Annotated in this window: 16 protein-coding genes and 1 pseudogene; 4 read left to right on the top strand and 13 right to left on the bottom strand. The window is 43.9% G+C overall.

Annotation, left to right across the window (positions count from 1 at the left end; all coding sequences use genetic code 11):
* The 10 genes and pseudogenes from CLV99_RS02255 to CLV99_RS02210 form a co-directional block, all read right to left on the bottom strand.
* A pseudogene (locus CLV99_RS02255) lies at positions 1 to 1,757 on the bottom strand (hypothetical protein); the annotation flags it as partial.
* Between the two features lie 422 nt (positions 1,758 to 2,179).
* Entirely contained in the window at positions 2,180 to 2,632 is a 453-nt protein-coding gene (locus CLV99_RS02250) for a hypothetical protein (RefSeq protein ID WP_133582865.1), read from the bottom strand.
* A gap of 129 nt (positions 2,633 to 2,761) precedes the next feature.
* The gene (locus tag CLV99_RS02245; protein WP_246032682.1) at positions 2,762 to 3,268 is read right to left on the bottom strand and encodes a C40 family peptidase; all 507 of its coding nucleotides are present in this window, start codon (positions 3,266 to 3,268) and stop codon (positions 2,762 to 2,764) included.
* A gap of 362 nt (positions 3,269 to 3,630) precedes the next feature.
* The gene (locus tag CLV99_RS02240) at positions 3,631 to 4,014 is read right to left on the bottom strand and encodes a hypothetical protein (protein ID WP_133582864.1); all 384 of its coding nucleotides are present in this window, start codon (positions 4,012 to 4,014) and stop codon (positions 3,631 to 3,633) included.
* Positions 4,015 to 4,106: 92 nt separating this feature from the next.
* On the bottom strand, positions 4,107 to 4,748 hold the full coding sequence (locus tag CLV99_RS02235; protein WP_133582863.1) for a DUF6266 family protein: 642 nt from the start codon (positions 4,746 to 4,748) through the stop codon (positions 4,107 to 4,109).
* Positions 4,749 to 5,125: 377 nt separating this feature from the next.
* Positions 5,126 to 5,401, bottom strand: coding sequence for a helix-turn-helix domain-containing protein (locus CLV99_RS02230; protein ID WP_211348386.1), 276 nt, complete (start codon positions 5,399 to 5,401; stop codon positions 5,126 to 5,128).
* 66 nt (positions 5,402 to 5,467) lie between these two features.
* Positions 5,468 to 6,220: a LytR/AlgR family response regulator transcription factor gene (locus CLV99_RS02225; protein WP_133582861.1), complete on the bottom strand. Its 753-nt coding sequence runs from the start codon at positions 6,218 to 6,220 to the stop codon at positions 5,468 to 5,470.
* On the bottom strand, positions 6,213 to 7,244 hold the full coding sequence (locus CLV99_RS02220; protein WP_133582860.1) for a hypothetical protein: 1,032 nt from the start codon (positions 7,242 to 7,244) through the stop codon (positions 6,213 to 6,215). Before CLV99_RS02220 ends, CLV99_RS02225 begins: the two co-directional genes overlap by 8 nt.
* Positions 7,245 to 7,276: 32 nt before the next feature.
* Positions 7,277 to 8,173 (bottom strand): lysophospholipid acyltransferase family protein, encoded by an 897-nt coding sequence (locus CLV99_RS02215; RefSeq protein ID WP_133582859.1) that lies wholly within the window; start codon positions 8,171 to 8,173, stop codon positions 7,277 to 7,279.
* A gap of 77 nt (positions 8,174 to 8,250) precedes the next feature.
* The gene (locus tag CLV99_RS02210; protein WP_133582858.1) at positions 8,251 to 8,469 is read right to left on the bottom strand and encodes a hypothetical protein; all 219 of its coding nucleotides are present in this window, start codon (positions 8,467 to 8,469) and stop codon (positions 8,251 to 8,253) included.
* On the opposite strand from CLV99_RS02210, the gene CLV99_RS23445 reads away from it, so the two are divergent.
* From CLV99_RS23445 to CLV99_RS02195, 4 genes are all read left to right on the top strand, one after another.
* Positions 8,469 to 8,603, top strand: coding sequence for a hypothetical protein (locus tag CLV99_RS23445; RefSeq protein ID WP_262708265.1), 135 nt, complete (start codon positions 8,469 to 8,471; stop codon positions 8,601 to 8,603). The genes CLV99_RS02210 and CLV99_RS23445 overlap by 1 nt on opposite strands.
* A gap of 73 nt (positions 8,604 to 8,676) precedes the next feature.
* Positions 8,677 to 9,684, top strand: coding sequence for a helix-turn-helix domain-containing protein (locus CLV99_RS02205; protein WP_133582857.1), 1,008 nt, complete (start codon positions 8,677 to 8,679; stop codon positions 9,682 to 9,684).
* Positions 9,681 to 10,574: a hypothetical protein gene (locus tag CLV99_RS02200; protein WP_133582856.1), complete on the top strand. Its 894-nt coding sequence runs from the start codon at positions 9,681 to 9,683 to the stop codon at positions 10,572 to 10,574. The genes CLV99_RS02205 and CLV99_RS02200 overlap by 4 nt, the downstream gene beginning before the upstream one ends.
* Positions 10,575 to 10,867: 293 nt before the next feature.
* Complete coding sequence (locus CLV99_RS02195) at positions 10,868 to 11,236, top strand: hypothetical protein (protein WP_133582855.1); 369 nt, start codon at positions 10,868 to 10,870, stop codon at positions 11,234 to 11,236.
* 77 nt (positions 11,237 to 11,313) lie between these two features.
* Here CLV99_RS02195 and CLV99_RS02190 read toward each other — a convergent pair whose 3' ends face one another.
* Genes CLV99_RS02190 through CLV99_RS02180 form a run of 3 tightly spaced genes read right to left on the bottom strand, consistent with a single transcriptional unit; the run spans position 11,314 to position 17,609 of the window.
* Positions 11,314 to 12,816: a TlpA family protein disulfide reductase gene (locus tag CLV99_RS02190; RefSeq protein WP_133582854.1), complete on the bottom strand. Its 1,503-nt coding sequence runs from the start codon at positions 12,814 to 12,816 to the stop codon at positions 11,314 to 11,316.
* A gap of 3 nt (positions 12,817 to 12,819) precedes the next feature.
* Complete coding sequence (locus tag CLV99_RS02185; protein ID WP_133582853.1) at positions 12,820 to 14,199, bottom strand: RagB/SusD family nutrient uptake outer membrane protein; 1,380 nt, start codon at positions 14,197 to 14,199, stop codon at positions 12,820 to 12,822.
* A gap of 11 nt (positions 14,200 to 14,210) precedes the next feature.
* Entirely contained in the window at positions 14,211 to 17,609 is a 3,399-nt protein-coding gene (locus tag CLV99_RS02180) for a SusC/RagA family TonB-linked outer membrane protein (RefSeq protein WP_133582852.1), read from the bottom strand.
* Positions 17,610 to 17,905 lie beyond the last annotated feature (296 nt).

Here is a 17,905-nt window from a genome sequence, read left to right as displayed (position 1 = left end):
GTGCCCGAACCCGGTGTGCCCGGTGTACCAGAAGTACCCGGCATGCCCTGAACGCCCACTACGCCAGCATCTCCTTTATCTCCCTTATCTCCTTTGGGACCTAGGATATTCGTCCAGTTATTCGTCGTAGGGTCGTATACCCAAACTCCCGAATCATTATGTACAACCGTAATACCTTCGCCAGGGGCACCAGGCGTGCCCGAACCCGGTGTGCCCGGTGTACCAGAAGTACCCGGCATGCCCTGAACGCCCACGACGCCAGCATCTCCTTTATCTCCCTTATCTCCTTTGGGACCTAGGATATTCGTCCAGCTATTCGTCGTAGGGTCGTATACCCACACTCCCGAATCATTATGTACAACCGTAATACCTTCGCCAGGTGCCCCAGGCGTGCCCGAACCCGGTGTGCCCGGTGTACCAGAAGTACCCGGCATGCCCTGAACGCCCACGACGCCCGCATCTCCTTTATCTCCTTTATCTCCTTTTGGACCTAGGATATTGGTCCAGCTATTCGTCGTAGGGTCGTATACCCACACTCCCGAATCATTATGTACAACCGTAATACCTTCGCCAGGTGCCCCAGGCGTGCCCGAACCCGGTGTACCCGGTGTACCAGAAGTACCCGGCATGCCCTGAACGCCCACGACGCCAGCATCTCCTTTATCTCCCTTATCTCCTTTGGGACCTAGGATATTCGTCCAGTTATTCGTCGTAGGGTCGTATACCCAAACTCCCGAATCATTATGTACAACCGTAATACCTTCGCCAGGGGCACCAGGCGTGCCCGAACCCGGTGTACCCGGTGTACCAGAAGTACCCGGCATGCCCTGAACGCCTACTACACCCGCATCCCCTTTATCTCCCTTATCTCCTTTGGGACCTAGGATATTCGTCCAGTTATTCGTCGTAGGGTCGTATACCCAAACTCCCGAATCATTATGTACAACCGTAATACCTTCGCCCGGTGCCCCAGGCGTGCCCGAACCCGGTGTACCCGGTGTACCAGAAGTACCCGGCATGCCCTGAACGCCCACTACGCCAGCATCTCCTTTATCTCCCTTATCTCCTTTGGGACCTAAGATATTGGTCCAGCTATTCGTCGTAGGGTCATATATCCAAACTCCCGAATCATTATGTACCACCGTAACACCCGCACCTGGACCGCCGGCCTCACCCGGGGTACCCGGAGCGCCTGTCTGGCCTGGTTGCGACTCCGATTTAAAGCCCGTATCCCCTTTGTCTCCTTTCGGACCTGCCGCCAGATTTATAGTGACAGGAACCCCTTTCTCATTCGTGTAAGTAATTGTACCGTCGCCATTGTTGACCAATGTTGTTACGGTTTCATTCGATTTTACTACTGCTTTAAAATCGATGCTAACAGGATTGCCAGCATCATCAATAAAAGAAAGCATATAATTTGTCGGATTATAGCTAATATTGGTGGCCTTTCCAGAAGAAACAAGCACCCATTTAGTACCATCATTATAGTAAATTCCCTGAACCACGTCATTAATAGTCGCCGTATTATACACCATCATACCCGCCACATGTTTGCTCAATGGGCTGGCGGCACTGGTCCTATTCAACTCGACTCGCGTATGTAATAGTCCTTTATTCTTACTGGCCAAATCTAGAATAGCATCTGGATTAACGACCATGCCACCACTATCCGTAAAATCAGATAATTTCTGTTGAGCAACGGCAACTCCTCCTAATAGGGTAAGTGCCAATGATAAAACGAGGTATTTACGTTTCATAATTTCATTTGTTTTTAATTCGTTCTTTAAAAGGTTGTATAGAGTATCTATATACAATTAGACAGATGACTTGTATCTAGACACTTCATATTAGCTTGTATTGACAAAATAACATCAAAACCTTTATGAGGTTGTGGAGGAAAATCTACATATAACATATATTTGCTATTGTTTTTTACATGTTTAACATTTTATTGCTAGTTTTTTTTATTAAAAACACATAAATATGTTAAACAAACCTGTAACTCGATTAAAAACAAATCTTTTCCCCATAAATCTAATATCTAATTGACATTATTGTAAACCATCACCATTAGGTAAAATAATTTAACCACAAAGAAACAAACACCTTTCAGCATACGAAAAGCAGAATCTCATAAACACAAACCTCTCTCCGAGACTTAATGATCACCCTGTTTTCATTACCGTAGCTTTCTTGTGAAGATTGTAATTCCTATGCCGAAGATTATTATCACGCCCATATACACGCCCCACATGGAGTGGGATTTCCACCATTTCATTTTTTCGATTTCACTCTGCGCTATGATACGGAATAGGCTATCCCTATGATTAGCGCTTTCTTGGTAATACCGATCAGCGACTATCTTATCTTCAAAAGCCATATAACCTCCACGAGCCCACAAACCACTATCGGGATGAAAATAAAAAATAGAATCAGTAAAGATAGACCAATAACGATGGTTAGCGTCTTTGATCAAATACTGTTGCTGCCTGCTGATTTCACTGGTATTCGCCAGTTGTTCATAAGATTTCTCCTGCCTGAATCGTCCTTTGGAGGTACCGCAGCTGTACAAGGTCAGGATCTCGAAAATCGGGACAAGAGTGATGAGAATGATGATTGTGCTATTTTTCATGGTGTATAAAGGTTACAGGGTTACGAAGAGACAGAGTTACAAGGTGAAGCATGGTGATGTATTTTTAGGGTAGACGCATTTGCAAATTCGCGAATCCACCATTAATCATTAACAATTAATAACTAACCATTAATTTACCCAATCCGCTATTGTATAAATTGTACGTAAATGCCGTCGCCTGGACTCTACCCTATCGTTGCTGTTGCCTTCGATTGTCACGAGATATTGACCTTGTTTTTCCTTAACCAGTCCCACATGGTTGATGCGTTTGGCTTTTATACCATAAATCCCGAATACATCTGCTTGCATTGCTTTGACTTTGTCTATCTGCCGCGCTTTGGGGAATAAGGCTGGAGACCATGGGTTACGTGGAACAGCGAATCCGGCTTGACCGTAGCACCAGGAGACAAATGCCGAACACCATTCATAGCCTTTACCGAGGTTTGTATAGCGAAGGTATTGTTCGACCCGCAAACCATCGTTGTTACCAGTAGCTTCGTGGGTTCCTAGTTCTTTTGAAGCAATCTTAATGATATTGATTCTGTCCTCCATGCCAGACGGGCGTGACACTTGGTATCGGCCAAGTGTCCAAGCCTTGTCGCTCGAACATTCTGACCGTACGGCAGTGCCTCCCATTGGTATTGTCAGAATATACCTTCGGTGAGCTCGCAAGCTCGGTTTCACAGGCGACATTAAATCAGATTGTAAGGGAGTGCTAGCAATAACCGAATAAAACGGCCTAGGTTGCGAAACCGTTAAGAATTTAAATGGTGATCTCGTTAAGAAAATCAAACTGTTTGACCCCGATAAGTCGGGGGAGTTTAGCTTCGCTGAGCTCCACTTCGTTCCGGTTTTGATTTTTAGAGGACACAAATTAAATTTAGGATGAGCAACCAAGCCTTGATTTTTTTGTTTCGTTTTTTCATCAAGGAAAAAATGAAAATCCCTCCCTTGATAAAGGGAATAAAAACCGTTTTCAAGTGATGTTTTGAACATATTTAAAACACCACTTCCATCCCCTTTAACACTGCATATAACAGTAAAAAGAAGACCGAAAAATAAAGAATACATTGTTGCCATGATGTTAATTGATTAAAATGATTATTGAATTGTTGTCTGAAGTATTTAAACGGATGCCACAAGAGTTCTTGCAGCCAAATACTGATGTACACGGCTAGCCAGCCGATCAGCAGTCCAAATATCGCGACGGTGAGGATACCGAAATCCAGCACACCGATAGCTGGATCGAACAGTTGTAATACGGCTGAGACTAATAGCCAACCGATGATGATAAACAGTAAGCCAAAGAATAGCTTTTCCTTGAGTGAAAGTTCCTGCCGCCAGCCCTGGGCCAGCCATGAGGGATTGATTGTTGTTTGCATATTTATAAGTTATGTAGTAACGAGTGACCAGTGACGAGCAAAACTTTTCACTTCGTCACTATGTCACTTCGTTACGCTCTAGCCTTCAACCGTTAGGAGATGACAAACTCACCGATAAACTGGCTAGTGGATGTCACCTTACCATCCCGATGGATTGCAAATGTCCAACCTACCATTGTCTTTCCGGTATAACTGACTGGCAGCGAGATGTCCAAACTACTGTCGACTCGGCTCACGCCCTCATAAGCAGAGAAGAAATTTTCATCTACATTGTACAGCAACACGATCACCTGATCATCTGCAAAAGCATTGAAGCGATTTACATCAGGCTGCCAACTAAGCGTGAGCACCTGCGGGGCTGACTCCTCGGTCTGCAGTCCCATTAGAGCCGCTAAACTGCCACTGGCAATCTGTACCGAAGAATAATCGATGCTCAAGGCTGGATAAGTACCCGTGATCGCATTCGTGATCAAATGCTGAAAGGCTACATTATACCCCATCTTTCCACGTTGTTTACTGTCTGAGAATCCAATTTTCAGGATATCCTTGATGGACTTAAGAAAATTGGTCGCCATTGCAAACCGAGTACGTTGTGCCATTTGATCTTCCGATGCCGGTTTTGAACTTTTCTTTGGAAGCGAGCGGATATAATCTATACCGCGCCACGAACTTCCGACTACATTGCCTACCTTTCCCGTGTAGGCTCCTGTGATTCCTTTTAAAAATCTTGCCATGATATTAATTTTTTAAATTTTAACTGTGGCGCTGCAGGCAGCCACGGATATCGATATCATGACACGAAAGTATTGCGCAACGGCATTTTTCACGGTCAAATGGCGTCATTTGGCGCTATTTGGCCGACAATGACGTCGTTCGGCGCCAACAGAAAATCACAGAATGGGTCTGCAATAGCCTTTGAAAGGTGTTTTGGAAGCAACACCAAAACTACCAACGCGGGGATCCTTTGCTATTTAGCCAACGAACAACCAACGAAAAGGCAAGCAAAAGGCAACGGATAACCAAAGAAAAGGCAAAGAACAGGCAACAGATAAGCGAAGGAAGTACGGGCAAAGCCCCTAGAATATCTCCACAATAACCCTAAAAAAAAGGGTCATATAAGACCCTTATTGATACTGCGGCGAACCGCATCCTTCAAATCCTCCTCCCGATAAAAATGCTTATTTCCCATTTTTATTGGTGCTAGGATTCCATTCTTTACCCAGCGGTTGTAGGTCCGCTCGGATATCCCCAACTTAGCAATGACCGCCATTCGGGTCATCAATTGATTTACATCGATCGCTACAGGTAGCGTATCGGTTTCCGCGACTTTACACATCGACTCCAGCAGTCTGTAAATAGACTTTAGGACGACGAGTATTTTCGTCATTTGTTTCACCATATCATTTTGGCAATTGATACGATAAAAATGTGGGCAGCCTTTACCCTATTTTTCTTATTTAGTCGTTTTTTCCCGCTGTTGAAACAACTTCAGTGCATGTTTAAAACTGGCATTAAACTCTTGACTTATCGTGATAATTTCCCGGATAGACGGCTCTTTAAAATAAACCTGCTTACGGTTTACCCCCGACACTTTTGACAGCGAAACCAGATAGCTTCCATGCGGCTTGCTGAAATCTTCAACAGGCAATAAATTCTTAAACTTAATGAGCGACATTTTAAAACTGTGGCTATCGCCTTCGGTCATTACCGTAACTATTTTATCATCTACGCGGGCAAAATAGATGTCCTTAACCAGCAATTCGACTTCAATGCCCATCACATCCAACAGCAGAAGTTTATCTATTTCCCGACGTTCCCTTTCTTCTTTGGCGTCTACCATACCTACTACTTTGCGCATCACCCGTTCGAAAGCTTTAAAACCGATCAGCTTCGATATGTACTCATCGATACCTACTTCATGTCGATCAAAGGCGTAGCTGGTATATGCCGTACAGGCCACTGTAACAGGTGGATTACTCAACATGCCAAATAACTTTAACCCATTGATATCTTCCCTGCCAAAGTCCATATCCAGAAAAAGGATATCAACTTCCTCTTGACCTAGGTAGTTAAATCCTTCTTCAGGGCTAGACAGCACCACGGGTGATTTCGCAATAAAATCGAGATCCTCCATCATGTCCAGGATATAACTTATGGTGTTCGGATTATCCTCTATGAAAAGTACACGGTAATTTAATTTATTCATCGTGTTTCCACGTTAGGTGTATCGTTAATTCATATGTATCCATCTTGCGTATCCCTTCGCAAACCAACCTATACGGTGTATCCAATACTTTGGACTCCAAGAGGCGATAACCTGCCCCACCATCATGATCCTTTTCCTTGGGACTCCAATAATTATGGCAAGTGATAACTGCCATACCAGACCTAATTGTCAGATCATAGTGTATGGGATAGTCGGGCGAGATCAAGGCGTGCCTAAGGCAATTTTCTAGGGGAAATAACAGTATTCCCCAGGGTAGCAGAGGGAAGTCATTCCCATCCTGATCGATTTTCAGCACGACAGCCTGCGCGCCATGATGTGTGCGCAACAGCCGTACAAAGCATTCGAGTTGGTCGACTTCTTCCTCCCAAGTCACCTGTGCATAGGGACGGTCAAATCGCACCAGATACCCCAAAAATTGAATAACATCCCGCTTCGTCTGCTTGTTCTTTGGCGATTCCTCAGCAAGCATCCGTCCAAAACTCCCTGCAAATACCGTCCGCAGAAAATGTGAAGTATGCGCAATACCCGATATCTGCTGCCGATAATCCGACAGCTCCACATCCGCTTTACGCGCTGCGCTACGTCTTTCCAAAAATTGGAGCAAAAATACAAAAGCCAGCGCTACCGCATTGATAAATATATATCCGCGCCATATATCATAGTGAAAATCTGTGTCATTACGCGGCATTGATTCGTCGTAAAACTGTACACCGAGCCAAGGAAAGACGACATACACCAAACCATCCACGGTAGGCACTACGGTAAAGGTTAAGATTAGAAAAAGCAACAGTGCTACTACTTTTGCGCGCCTATACTCTTGCATAAACTGCCAGAATACCAGGGACAGTAGACCAAAGAAAAGAAAATAAAGGACTGTCAATCCAAATACCTGTACGAAAGGTATATGTACATCAGCATAATATAGATTTAACAAACTAAGAATGACAAATATGACCACAAATAAGGACGTAGCAATGGTTAATACGGTAATTGGTAACTTCATAACGTGTAGATGACAAATCCTAATTTATAAAATTATTTCCTTTGAGTTCTCATCTCGTAACAGAAAAGATACCTTAATCGATCAAAATACCCCATTTGACCAGCTATGCTGATGGGGAGCAAGGCATCTTCCGGCTTTACAATATCCCTATCTGCCCTTTCATCGGCCTCAGGCTCAAATGCATTCAGCTCATGCAGGTAAGACCAGCACTCCCAAAGCCAGGGTTGTACCGCGAGCTCTCTACTCAAAAATCCATATAGCGCCTGCATACAGACCGCTATATATTCTTTTCTAGGGGTATTTGCCGGGAATATGGCCTCACCAAGGACTAACTGTATCTTTTGCCCTTGCACCCGATGGGATATCGGTATGACCGGTGTCATCATCAGGTGACTGATGAGCGCTATTCCCTTACGCACCGCTAAGCGACTGTTTAAAAAATCGACCTCCTGTCTATTTGCCATAGCCGTATCGGTGCCACTGTTGCCATCGGCAAATACAACCAGATGCCGACCTTGTTGGAGCGTGGTACGTACCTGCAAGAGTACAGCCGGGTTATCACTGAATAGAAAGCGGTAGGTATTTTCGTTGCTATTCATGTCATCGCGCAGATGATCCAGAAGGTCCCGTTGCTCTTCGAATACCTTTCTGTCCATTAGCACATCAAAGCATAACCCCTTGTCGGCCAGTACACGTGGTAGCTGCGCATGGTACCCCAAGTGGTACAGACATAGTATCCGTGGAGCAGTAGTCGTATACGGGGCTAGCACAGTAGTCTCCCAAGCCGAACGGTCATACGACAAGCGGGGTTGATGATACTCGGTATACTGCTGATAAAGCTGAGGATGTTCGGTCCAAGGTATTTCCGGTAAATAGCGGTGTAGGTTTGCCGAAAAAAGGGCAAATTCCCATGTTGTATTCCATTCCATAAGATATGTGGTATAATAGAGGGGCAGGCTCCTACCTGCCCTACTCCTAGTTAGTAAAAGGCTGCTTTTTGGTCAAATTAAATAGTTTTTATGGGGCAGCGTCGCTTAGGCAATACCTCTTCCAGAAACGGAAGTAGCTCCTTCCAGCGCAACACACCGTTGCCTGCTTTCAGCTGCTGTTCCCAGTACAATACATGATCCTTGTTCATTTTCATCGTATATTTTGTTGAACCATAAGCCTCGCCCAGGAATGTACCTGCCCTGAGATCGGCGATAATAACTCCGATTGGATCCAATGGCTACAAAACTGAAGGAACAGCAAGAAAATCAAGAAAAAAAGCGCACATCGTATCCAGCGGTACGATATGCGCTACGAATAATGCCTCATGCACGACTTACGCTCAGTAGTGTACGACTTGCGCCTAAATAAGTACGATGTACACTTTGATTTGATTTTTTGAAGCAATGATTGGTAATATCGACCAAAACCAATATCTCCCAGTATGGAAAAAACCTATGAGCTACTACTTGGGCCAGGGACCGACGGTATCCCAAACCCGCCCTACACCGCGAGCCACCTGATCCGCCATGCCGACTGTCAATACTGGACAGTAGCTGAAGGCTGCATCTTTGAACAATGTTTTGATGGGCGCTACGCTTACCTATACTATTACGAATACTGGCTAGACCGTTCTACCGATATCCCAGTGCAGATCAACAAAGGCGACCTGCACCTACTCTACACGCTGCTCTCCGATGGGGAGATCCATGTCGTAGCGCAATCGTTGCAAACCAATCTGCATACCCAATCCGGCGAGGGTGCCTATTATTACCTATCTCAAGGCACCTATAATCTGAGGATTCCACCGGGGCATCATATCCTGATCGGTTTTATCCTCGATGCCGGCTTGTTCCGCCCTCCGGCCAATAAATCTTTTACCTTTCTCGATAGCTTATTAAAAGCGAAAAAAGACCAAGCACCACATGCCCTACAGAGTAAACGGTTCCGCGCCGGCGAACTGACCACACGATACCTAAAGCTGCTTTTCAAAAAAATCAACCCCTATACCCTCGACAATGAACATATCCTGCTCCGCCATCTGATATTTTTGATCAATCTGTCACGGTTCAAATTTCTGGACCACGCCGAGCGGCAGAATGATGAGCACACCTTGGTGTACCAGGCCCGCCAGCTTCTCGAACTACTGATCATACAGCAGGGCGCGCAGGCCCAACTCAAAGACATCGCGCAGGTACTGCACATAGGTGTGGTACAGCTACGGCGGCTCCATCGGCACCAATATGGCTATTCGCTGCAGCAATACCGCAATGAGCTGCTATTGGATCTGATCCGCAGTAGCTTACCAGAAAATGATAAACTCATTGCCACAGCCATTCAGGTTGGCTTCAGTGGCCTCAGCGAGATGGGGCGTTTTATCCGTACGCATACTGGTCTTAGCAGCCAACAGTTCAAAGCACAGATTAAAAACAAAAAAATAAATCTACCATGAATAGACCAATGATGCCCAAACGGCTCCCCAACCATCTAATTTTTAACATCCTGAGTCAAGTTTACGATCGACTGGACGGCCTCTTTGAAAAAATCACACCCGAAGGCTGGAAAGATAGCCGATATCACCACGATATGATGGACGAGCGTCTATCGCTCTATGAGGATTTTAACAAACCCCATCCAAATAGCTACTATGCTTGCCATGCAAGCCAGTTGGAGAACGAAGAAGAAGAGGAGGACTCTCCATTTACGTTTGAAAATTATTTTTACGGCACCTTTCCGCCTATGTACAACGACAATATGGAATTGCTCTTCTGCGTGAGCGAACTCCTTGGCGATATTACCAACGGGGCCAATCTCTACCACGCAGAGCAGGACGAGCGCTATTATATTCCAGAGCAGGCCATAGCCGAACAGCTATTGGCTGTAGCATACGACCGGCATGAGATAGATAGCGATACATATACCTTACGCGCATTGATCCTCCTGTGCCCATTATTCGAATTCATGGATGATCTACATGCCTACGAGCTGCTGATCGCTATCCTTAAAAATATGGGTTACCAACTGGAATACTACGATATCGAACTGTTGCACATAGCCGATCTGCAGGAAGCCTACCATGACCTGACCTACGCCCTACTCCCGGTAGCGCAAAAAGAACGGCAACAGCGCGAGATACTGGAAGAGCTCAAAGCGATTATCACACCCTATGCCACCAAAAAGCTGGATCTTTTAGATTTTCAGTCCATCGTAGCGCTGTACAACCGAAAGAAAATCTGTCCCATCGTACTCGCTTACCTACATCTCTACGATTGCTTTCCAAAGGGCTATCCCTATCGCACTACGGACTATAGGGATGAACAAGAGGAAGGTGATTTTTTATGACTACAGCGATTTACGAATATTCGCTTCGACCTATGGGCTGTTCGGTCTGGCCTAGCATCGGGACCTGCTGTGCGGCTATTTTTGCTTTATGCATTTATACATCAGCACATGCTGATCGGAACTTGGGTTCTAGGCCAACTTGGGGAAAGGGCGTACCGGCCAAAAGGTATTTTGGACGATCATTGTAGACAGCTCTGGCACCGTACAACGTAGAGACTGCTCATGATAGCAAGTAGCTCCCTATGGTACTCTGGGAGTTAAAAAGTAGAGTAACCAACATTAAAACTAAAAACATGGAAAATTTAAAAAATTATTGGCTAAAAGGCATCATGGGATTGATGCTCGTATTGGGTGTAGGATATTTTGCAGTAAATGCTTCGGAAAAAAAAGCGGATCCAGGTGAAAATAAAACCGAAAAAGTGGTCACAGCACCAGATTATTTGGTAAATAAAGGGACTGATTTCCAACCTAGAACATCGGTTAATACGGGATTATATTGTAATACTACAAATCCAAGGCATTGTGTCTATATACCAACGGAAGAAGGTATGACTGAAATTCCCGCAAAAGACAGCTATAGCCAAACTGAAATAGACAACTATGTATCCCAAGGTTGGCTGGCACCACATCCGAGCTCTAGTTTAGCACTGTACGCAAACTAGAAGATAACAACTACATTCCTGAAAGCCGTCTAGCATTTAAACTCGCTAGACGGCTTTTATTGTACACAAACCGCGGACTATCTAAAAGATTCGACAAGCTTTTTAAAGTCAATCCTTGTTTGAGGATCGGTACTTAGTGGTCTTGATGGGTTATGTGAAACAAGAATTCCATCTTTGTTTACGACCATCAACTGAGGCACTCCCTGTATGTTATAATGTTCCAAAATGGGACTTTTCATCCCCTTCTCTCCCATCCATAGGTTAACACCTTTTTCATGCGTATACTCTCCCGACTGTAGTGTTTTCAGCCATACGTCTTTATACTTATCGAAGCTCAATGATATAAACACCACATCATCCCTCTCCTTCATCTCTTCCTGAATAATTTTGAGTTCCTTCGCTAAATATAAACAAGGTAAGCAACCTGTATACCACATATCGATAACCAATACCTTCCCTTTGTAATCTGCAAATCGATGGATCCCCCCCTCTTTATCTTGCATTTCTGCATCAAAAATTTCGGAGCCTTCCAATCGCTTAGCTAGGTTCTTAAAAGCATCAGCATAAAGACTGCCTTTTAAAATTGACGGCGCCACCGCTCGCAAGCCCAACCTATCCCGTTCACGTACCAAGGCAAGGTAGAACAGTTTATCGCGAATAACTCCTGTATACCGTTCTGCTAGATAGTTAGCAAAACCGTAATCATTATCTTTTACAATTTCCACGCGTTCTGGGTGTCTTTCCAAAGCAAACTTTAACCATTCCTTTTTCAATAGCATGTCCACCCACCCCTTTGATTTTGCAACTAAGGCTGTACTAAAATCTTTTACGGGGTATCGACGGATGGATATTTCCTTTAAAACCTTTTGCTGGGCTTCGACATCGTATGGAAAAGATTCTACTATCCCCTGCATAAGATTCCTCTTCGTATCATATAAAAAAGCCGTGTAATCACATGTTAATAACTCTTTTATTTCAGTAGTTAGGCCAGCTGTATCCAAACGTTTAGAAATCTGTATAAAGGCCGAGTCTACCCAGTGCTGTAGCACGGCAAAGGATTCTTTAAATTTACGATGCCCACTACTCGTTCTATACTGGTTAAATACTCGATCATTAATCATGATTCGTCTCGCAAGATCATACTGTAACGTATATTTAGCGGCCTGTTGGCCTTTAAAAATTACAGGACTAATCTTTTTTGGGTACAAATGCACTTCTATCGTGTCTTTATCTTCTACAAGGAATAAGTTGTTACCCACATGTAGGTTAATAAGGCTATAAGCCCCCTCCAATCGTCCGAAAAAAGCCCCTAATCTTACATAATTAATACGCTCAGGAATAGGGACATGCACACGAGTAATGCTATCGATAATATCAACCTCTATATACTCAATATTCTTTGCGAAAAATGAGTTTATCCCATCCTTAAATACCTCTATCTGAACCTTGCCCTCCTGCAGCTCTTCTGGACAATGCACATGAAAGTCATAAACTACAGCATATGTACTATTTTGTGCCAAACTAACATTAACCTTTGATAACAAACCTAGTGTTATCAGAATTATATGTAAATGCTTCATACCTTATCTTCTATTTTGAATTAAACCACTGAATGCTATTTCATCATCAGGAATGGGGAAAATATACTTTGGATCATCGGGCAAAAGTGTATGTATTTTATCGCCTATTTCCCGCTTTAAAGTAATCTGTTTTCCATCCCGATTGAGACGTTTGATATCCGACCAACGTATAGAACGCCAGACCAATTCCTTTCTCCTTTCTTCTAAGATCAATTCCAGAACAGCACTTTTATTGCGAAGAAATTCTAGCGTGGGCACTTTACCTGTGGCATATCTCTTTTGTAAAAGACTATGCATCCATCCCAACGCTTCTTCATCTTTAGATTTCCTTGCCAAACACTCTGCCTTAATTAAATACAACTCATCTGTGGCAAGCCCCGTAAATCCAAATGACCCTAAGCCATTGTAAGCTCTCTTCATGACCACCACCCCAGATTGGGTCATAAAATATATTTTTGAACGTAGGTCTTCCTCTGCATATAAATCAATAAGTTTCGGATCAATTTTATATAACTGCGGAAAAAAACCTGTTATAGTAAGTTGATAGCGACCAACTGTCATTGTACTATAAATAATCTCTACGTTGTTGGGTGAGAAAGGCGTATTTGTTGTTAGATTCAAAGTATTATAATCCAACAATACATTATAAAGATTGAGCGCAGAATCCGCGTAGTTTTCTGCCTCCGTATATTTACCCATATCCAAATAGATCCTCGCCAATAAGCTATAGGCTGCTGTACGATTTGGTTTTAGCAGATTTGCTGTCCGCTCTGTAGACAATAGAGGAATTGCCTCCTGTATGTCGGCCAATATATGCGCATAGGTATCTTCTACACTAGATCGTTGTACGACAACATCAATATCCGCGGTCGTACGGATCGGAATACCTAAATCGGCACTGGCAGTTCGTTCATCGTAGATTTTACAGAACAAACGAGTAAGTTCATAGTTAGCATAGGCCCGTTTAAACAGTGACCAACCTTTCAGTTCTTTATATTGCTTTGTAGATTGCGTTTTCTTATCCATCTCGGACAGCTTTGTTAACGCATTATTGACGTAAAAGACAACTTGATACGGTACATTCCAGTCTAATATTTTCCCTTCTCCTTCATAGATATCCGAGTTCCACACCGAGGCATTCCGTTCGATTGCAGGTGCTGCTTTCCAGTTGGCTTCATCAATCACGTATTCATCAGCCGACACGGTGGCCAAGCCACTAGAAATAGTCTGCATAATATTATTATTAAGCAACTTTTGTACATCGTCCAACGTATGAGGCACTAATATTCCCGAGTTGGGTTTGACATCCAGAAAATCAGATTGGGTACAGTTCAATAGTCCAAATAGACTAAGGAACATCCACATGTTTTTATATATTTTCATCTTTTATACTTTTATAGTGAAACCTTAAGTCCTATAGCATAGGTGCGCATAGCGGGAAATGAGGTCGGATAATCCGGGTCTATATTTCTATTATTCTTTCGCCACAGTATTCCTAGATTATTGATATATGCCGACAATTGGATTCTCGAAAAAGTGTAGCCGAGCTGTATGTCTTCGAGCCGTATGTTTGCCCCCGACTCGACAAGCGATTCGGATTGGGTGTAGATCCGAGTACGAAATGTATTGGCCGGATAGATTAATGCAGGCACATCGGTGTACAGTTCATCGCCGGCTTGCTGCCACCTTTGATCGTAATCCGTCAGCACAGCAGATACCGTCCCCCCGCTTCCGTAGAGCATGCTGTTGTCCAAGGAGGTTCTGCGGAACACATAGCCATACTTATAGCTGATGTTAAAGGAAAGCTCTAAAGCCTGGTGGCGAAATGTGTTCCGCACGGAGCCAAACGCCGTTGGCACTTTGGATCCGCTATAGACCAGATTCGTTCGCTCCATACTATTGGATATACCCATATAATCTACACTCTGCTCGCCATTCAGGTAGCCTATAGGCGCACCGCTCGCATTGAGCCCGCCATAAGGAAAGCTGAATAAGGCCCAGTAGGGATAGCCGACAAGAGGATTGCTGGTAGGAATAGAAATAATATCGTAGTTCGTCCCCATCTCTAATAGATAGTCTGTTACTTTATCTTTGGTGGTATTGAAAAGTACATCGGTGTGCCATTTTAATCTGCCATCAAGGTTAACAGAGCGGAGCTGTACATCTACACCCTGTGACGAGGTACTTGCCGTATTCCCCGTGAAACGGGTTACGCCTGTCTGTGGTGCTACAGCCGCCGGGCCTATCAGGTCTTTTCCCGCCTTCTGCCAGTAGTCTACTGTTAGAGCCAATCGATTATTGAGCAGGCGTACTTCTAGACCAAAGTTAAGGTTGCTCACCCGCTCCCACCGCAAAGACGGATTAGGAGGATTCACAATATCGGCAAATAGCTGATTGTAGCTATTGATCAGACCAGAATTACTCTGTGCAGTAAGGTAGGCAGAGAGACTTTTATTTACGTTACCGGTATAGCCATAAGTAGCACGTAACCGCAGATCATTTACTAAAGGCAGCTGCTCCATAAAAGGTTCTTTAGAAAGAGTCCATAACACTCCTGCTGACCACAATGGTACTCCCTTCTGATTGGTCTTTACACCGAATAGGTTGGATTCATCTCGACGTGCGCTTCCAGAGACGGTATATCTGCCAAGATAAGTGTAAGAGGCATTTGCAAAATAAGAGAAGAAGCGATCTACAGCTTCGTACTGTGTAGTCCCGTTATCAATCCTTGCTGAACCATTACCATACGAATAATTGTAGGTCTTTGTAAAATCTATAGCTGCATTCTGATTGGTCAATGTCACTGGATCATGACCATAGTATATAGCCGCATTGCGGTGGCTCTGCATATCTTTGATTTCGGTACCAGCGATAGCGTTCAACTCGTGATTTATCCATTTTTTATTGAAATCCAGTTGCAACCGCCCATTTGAGGTATGAAAGCCTTCATTATTATTTCTAAAAATGCCGCCTTTGGGTAGCACAAAATCAAATTGCTGTGTACTGTTATTTTTCTGTGCGAACCTATTGATCATATCCCTAGCGTAAAAGGAATCTTGGTTATAATAGTTGTCATTATCCGTGCTACCTCGCTCATATCCGTAACGAATTGCAGCTTTAAGGTAATCCGTTATTTTGTAGCTCAGTGCCGCATTAAGCCGATAGCTGATGCGATCGGTGGTGTTGGTGCTGCCTTGATCGAGTTCGTCCATAGGTCTATATTTCCAGTCCAATAGCTGCCCATCACCGAAACTATCGGTAAAGTAGGGAGAAAGACCAGAAGCATTGGTCAATGCCATTGCCTGTCCATTGTCATCTACAAAGCGATCATAGGGATAGAGTGTACCGACCTGCGCACCTGCCCCGGCCTTAGCTGATGTCAGGGCCAGATTTGTCGATAGCTCCATTCGTTGATTAAAGAAGGAGTAATCGTTGTTCACATTGGCGCTGTACCGCTTTGTATGGCTATTCACGATATGCGCCCTGTTATCATCGTATCCGAAGGATGCAAAGAACCGGTTGTTGGCCCCACCACCATTCAGGCTTACATTATACTGTTGATTGAGAGTATTTTGATAGTAGTATTTGAGCAGGTCATTTCTTGAATCGTAGTCTTTCAGCGCACTGATAAGCTGCAATGAGTCGGCTGGACTAATCATTTTCTCACGTGTACGCCAGAAAATATCTACGGCCGGGCTGAATCCTTGATAACCGTTTTTTAGCCGTGTATTATAGGCTCCTTTATTAAATAAAAACTGTTCGACTTCTATATAATCAGACGACGACAATTGCGGAGTGCCTGCCGAGAACAGATTGGGCTTCTCGCCAAAGGTGCTGTTTGCAACGGCATTCACATTTGTGCGGCTGTTAAGTTTGCCCTTTTTTGTGGTAATAACGATTACGCCGTTGCCGGCTCGCGCACCCCATGCCGATGCCGCTGCCGCATCTTTGAGCACCGTTATGCTCTCTATATCATTGGGGTTTATGCTGCTGATATCACCGTCGTAAGGAAAATTATCCAGAATAATTAACGCTTGTGCATTACCCCTTAGGGTACTCCGCCCGTGTATCTGAATAAAGGTAGCATTGTACCGTTCAGTACCGCCAAGGCCGCTACGAAACTGTAATCCACTGGTGATGCCGTCTAACCGATCGAGGAGATTGGTGCTGATCTTTCTGTTCAGAAGCTTGTTATCAATCTGTACAAAACTACCTGTAGCACGTTCCTTGGGGATAGTCTGATATCCCGTGGAGACCACTTCTACTTCTTCTATTGTATTCTCGCTTGGCTGTAAATGTATTTTTATAAATGTAGACGTATTTTCATAGGCAACGCTTTGCTCTTTATATCCGATATGTTTTATAATTACTACCCCTGTAGGCTTGTCTACACTGATCGTAAACTGCCCCTCCCTGTCCGTGCGCGTATGTTTCTTGTCGACAATGACCGAAGCCCCTTCGATAGCCTGCCCATCTTGAAAAGATGAAACCACACCTCTAAGTAAGGTCTGATTTAGGCCTCCGGACTCCTGTGCCCGAACAGGAGTTACCGAGAGGCCGCTAAACAACACACAGAATATTATTATAATATGATATAGGTCACTACGCCGTGTCCCGTTTTTAGCAAAGCGAAGCAATCTATTACTTTGTCCTACTGGGCAACTAGAAAGGTCTTTGTCACGGAGACTTGTACCGCCTGTCCCGAGAATCGGGAATTTACTTCGGGATAACATGTTAACTCGTTCAATCTGGCCAACGGCCATACCTCTCCCACCCCTAAAAAAATGTCTCATTTTTTGGTTCAATTATGCATCAGTTTTCACCATTGCAGATTCAAAAATCTAGTACGATTTCTGAATGGATCTAATTGGTTATTCTTGGTTTATAATCGGTTTTTGACCATCCATTCATGAAATAAATAAAATACCGACCTCTATAAATATTGACAAACAATACCTCTGTAAAGCATTTTAGTTGGTAGGCAATAAAATCTGTGCTATCTTTAAGCTACGAAACAATAAGACAAACCGATTCTCTTGACCTATATGAACTAACTGTTTTCATATACGAGGTCGGATTACAGACTGAA

The sequence above is a fragment of the Sphingobacterium yanglingense genome (assembly GCF_004363245.1).
GTDB classification, from domain to species: Bacteria; Bacteroidota; Bacteroidia; order Sphingobacteriales; family Sphingobacteriaceae; genus Sphingobacterium; species Sphingobacterium yanglingense.
The sequence above is the reverse complement of the archived record's forward strand: the minus strand, read 5'-3'. Positions and strand labels throughout refer to the sequence as shown.